Source organism: Vannielia litorea (genome assembly GCF_018424695.1).
Classification (GTDB): domain Bacteria; phylum Pseudomonadota; class Alphaproteobacteria; order Rhodobacterales; family Rhodobacteraceae; genus Vannielia; species Vannielia litorea_A.
In genome coordinates this window covers 1-3,668 of sequence record NZ_QTNQ01000162.1, presented here as the reverse complement: position 1 = coordinate 3,668, position 3,668 = coordinate 1, and the positions used below count along the sequence as shown (strand labels likewise).

Sequence of the window (3,668 nt, the reverse complement as noted above, 5' to 3'; positions counted from 1 at the left end):
TCGCAGATGCGAAGAGGGGCCGAAGGGGCCCGATGAGCTGCCCCGGCGGGCGGTGGGCAGATTGGCCACCCTACGCGGCAAGCACGGGGGCGGCGGCGATCAGGGCTTGCGTGTAGGGGTGTGCGGGGGCGGTGAAGACCTGGCTTGTGGGGCCTTCCTCGACGATCTCGCCTGCCTGCATCACCAGCACCCGGTCGGTCACGTTGCGCACCACCGAGAGGTCGTGGCTGATGAAAAGGTAGGAGAGGCCGCGCTCCGCCTGGAGCTTGGCCAGCAGGTCGAGGATGCGGGCGCGGACCTGCACGTCGAGCGCCGAGACCGCCTCATCCAGCACGATAAGCTCGGGGTGGGTGATGAGGGCGCGGGCGATGGCGATGCGCTGGCGCTGGCCGCCGGAGAACTCGTGGGGGTATTTCCGGGCGTCTTCGGGGGAGAGGCCGACGGCGGTGAGGGCCTCGGCGATGCGCCCGGGCAGGTCGGGCGGTTTGCCGGTGAGGTGGAAGGGCTCGGCGATGAGGCGGGCCGTGCGGTGGCGCGGGTTGAAGCTGCCGTAGGGGTCCTGGAACACGACCTGAAGGCGGCGGCGCAGGTCGAAGCCCATGGCGGGCGTCACCGGCTGGCCGTCGAGCGCGATGGAGCCGCCTTGCAGCGGGTCGAGGCCGAGGATGGCGCGGGTGAGGGTGGACTTGCCGCAGCCGCTCTCGCCGACGAGGCCGAGGCTTTCGCCTTGTTTCAGGGTGAAGGAGACGCCGTTCACCGCGCGGAAGGGCCCGTTTCGGGAGGGGTACTCACGGATGGCCCCCTGCACAGAGAGCAGCGGTGTGTCTTCGATGCGGGTGGCCGCCCTGTCGGGCTGGTGGGCGGAGGCTTCCAGCAGGGCGGCGGTGTAGGGGTGGCGGTGGTGGCGGATGATCCGGGCCGAGGGGCCGTGCTCCACCACCTCGCCCGATTTCATCACCGCGATCTCGTCGGCCATGTCGGACACGACGGCGAGATCGTGGGTGATGAGCAGCAGCGCCATGCCCTCCTCGCGCACCAGCTCGCGCAGGAGGTCGAGGATCTGGGCCTGTGTCGTCACGTCGAGCGCGGTGGTCGGCTCGTCGGCGATCAGCAGGCGGGGGCGCAGGGCGATGGCCATGGCGATGCAGACGCGCTGGCGCTGGCCGCCGGAAAGCTCGTGCGGATATCGGGTAGCGGGGATGGCCGAGAGGCCGACACGGTCGAGCTTTTCGCGGGCGATGGCGGCGGCCTCGGCGCGGGAGGCGGCGCCGTGGATACGCAGGGTTTCCGCCACCTGTGCGCCGATGGGCTGCATTGGGTTGAGCGCCGTCATCGGCTCCTGGAAGATCATGCCGATCTCGTTGCCGCGGATCTGGCAGAGGCGGCGTTCGGGGGCTTGGCGCAGGTCTTCGCCGTCGAGGGAGGCGGTGCCGGTGGTATCGGCCCCCTCGGGCAGCAGGCCCATGATGGAAAGCGCCGTCATGCTCTTGCCGGAGCCGGACTCGCCGACGAGGCCGAGGATCTGGCCGGGGGCGAGTGTGAGGGAGACCTCGCGCAGGATCGGAGTGCCGTGGATGGCGAGGGAGAGGTCGTGCAGCGCGATCATTGGACGGCCCTGCGCAGGCGGGGGTCGAGCATGTCACGCAGCCCGTCACCCATCAGGTTGAGGCCGAGGACCATGGCGACGATGGAGAAGGCGGGCAGCATGGCGAGGCGCGGGGTGCCGTAGAAGAAGGTTTGCGCGTCGGCCAGCATCCGGCCCCAGCTTGGCGTGGGCGGTTGTGCGCCGAGGCCGACGTAGGAGAGGCCTGCCTCGGCGAGGATGCCCAGCGAGAACTGGATGGTGGCCTGCACCACCAGCAGGTTGGCGATGTTGGGCAGGATATGTTCGGTGGAGATGCGGGCGCGGGATTTGCCTGCCACGCGCGCGGCGAGGATGAACTCGCGCTGCCACACGCCCAGCGCCGCGCCGCGCGCGACGCGGGCGAAGACGGGGATGTTGAAGATGCCGATGGCGAGGATGGCGTTGATCGCGGAGGGGCCGAAGGTGGCGGTGATGAGGATGGCGATGACGAGGGAGGGGAAGGCGAAGGTGAGGTCGTTCGCCCGCATGATGAGTTCGTCGAGCAGCGAGCCGCGGGCGGCGGCGGCGGTGAGGCCGAGGGGCACGCCGATGGTGAGGCCGATGGTGACGGCGACGAGCGCGACGGCGATGGAGGTGCGCGCGCCCGCCATCAGCATGGAGAGCAAATCGCGCCCGAGGTGATCGGTGCCGAGGAGGTGGGTGGCGTTTGGGGCGGCGAGCTTGTTGGCGATCGAGAGGTCGAGGGTGGAATGGGGTGTCCAGGCGAGGGAGAGCAGCGCGGCGGCGAGGAAGACGGCCGTGAGGGTGGCGCCGATGAGGAGTTGGGTGGGGAGTTTCATGCGGGGTGCCGGTCTGTAAAAGAATTGGTTGTGCGGGGTGCCCGCACGGAGCGCGCCGAAGGCGCCGTGCAGCGCCGTCCCGCCCGTCGCACCGTAGGTGCGCCGTCGAATGATGGCCCGCCTGTGGCGGGACGGGGCGGCGCTTGGGTGACGTAGGTGCTGACCTCGGAGGTCAAATGACCACTCGACGATAAAGCGCACCCGAAGTTCTGTTGTTTGCGCCACCCCGCGGGACGGCGCTGCACGGCTTGCGTTGCGAGGGGTGGGCGCGGCTTCACCTCCGCCTCCTCAGCCTTGGGTCCGCCAGCCCGTAGGCGATGTCGGTCAGGAAGGTCACGCAGATGACGGCGAAGACCAGCAGCATCACCGCGCTTTCGACCACGATGAGGTCGCGCTGGGTGATGGCCTGGAAGATCAGCCGGCCGAGGCCGGGGAGGTAGAAGACGTTTTCGATGATGATCGCCCCCGCCAGCAGGAAGGAGAATTGCAGCCCGAGGATGGTCAGCACCGGCACCAGCGCGTTGCGCAGGGCGTGGCGGGTGAGGGCCTGGGCGCGGGTCAGCCCCTTGGCGCGGGCGGTGCGGATGAAATCCTGGCCCAGCACCTCGATCAGCGCGGAGCGCATGACGCGGGCGAGGATGGAGGCCTGCGGCAGGGCGAGCGCCACCGCTGGCAGGGTCAGCGCCTTCAGCCCCGGCCAGAGGCCCGCGTCCCAGCCGGGAAAGCCGCCTGCGGGAAAGAGCGGAATGGTGATGGCGAAGGCCAGCACCAGCAGCATGCCGAACCAGAAGTTGGGCACGGCGATGCCGAGCTGTGTGATCCCCATGATGCCGTAATCCGTCGCCCGGCCCCGGAAGGCGGCCGCCACCAGCCCGACAGGGATGGCGATGAGCGTGGAGAGCACCAGCGCATAGGCGGCCAGTGGCGCGGAGACGGCGAGGCGGTCGGCGATGAGGCCTTCGACCGGAACGCGGTAGGTGTAGGAGGTGCCCATGTCACCCTGCATCAGCCCGGTGATCCAGCGCAGGTAGCGCTCCGGCGTGGTGCCATCGAGCCCGAGTTCGCTGCGCAGGGCGGCCACCGTCTCTGGCTGGGCGTTCAGCCCCAGCATGAAGGCCGCCGGATCGCCGGGGATCACCTCGAGCATGAAGAAGATCACCACGCTGGCCGCGACGAGCGAGAGCGCGAGGGAGATCAGGCGGGAGGCGAGGTAGCGGGCCATGGGGCGACGCTAGGGGATTGAT

The 3,668-nt window shown here is 69.7% G+C and carries 3 protein-coding genes; all 3 read right to left on the bottom strand.

Going from position 1 to position 3,668, the window contains the following annotated elements; all coding sequences use genetic code 11:
- Positions 1 to 70: 70 nt before the first annotated feature.
- Entirely contained in the window at positions 71 to 1,606 is a 1,536-nt protein-coding gene (locus DYI42_RS23495) for an ABC transporter ATP-binding protein (protein ID WP_213549498.1), read from the bottom strand.
- Complete coding sequence (locus tag DYI42_RS23490) at positions 1,603 to 2,424, bottom strand: ABC transporter permease (protein WP_213549496.1); 822 nt, start codon at positions 2,422 to 2,424, stop codon at positions 1,603 to 1,605. The genes DYI42_RS23495 and DYI42_RS23490 overlap by 4 nt, the downstream gene beginning before the upstream one ends.
- Before the next feature lie 274 nt (positions 2,425 to 2,698).
- The gene (locus tag DYI42_RS23485; RefSeq protein WP_213549494.1) at positions 2,699 to 3,646 is read right to left on the bottom strand and encodes an ABC transporter permease; all 948 of its coding nucleotides are present in this window, start codon (positions 3,644 to 3,646) and stop codon (positions 2,699 to 2,701) included.
- Positions 3,647 to 3,668: the final 22 nt, after the last annotated feature.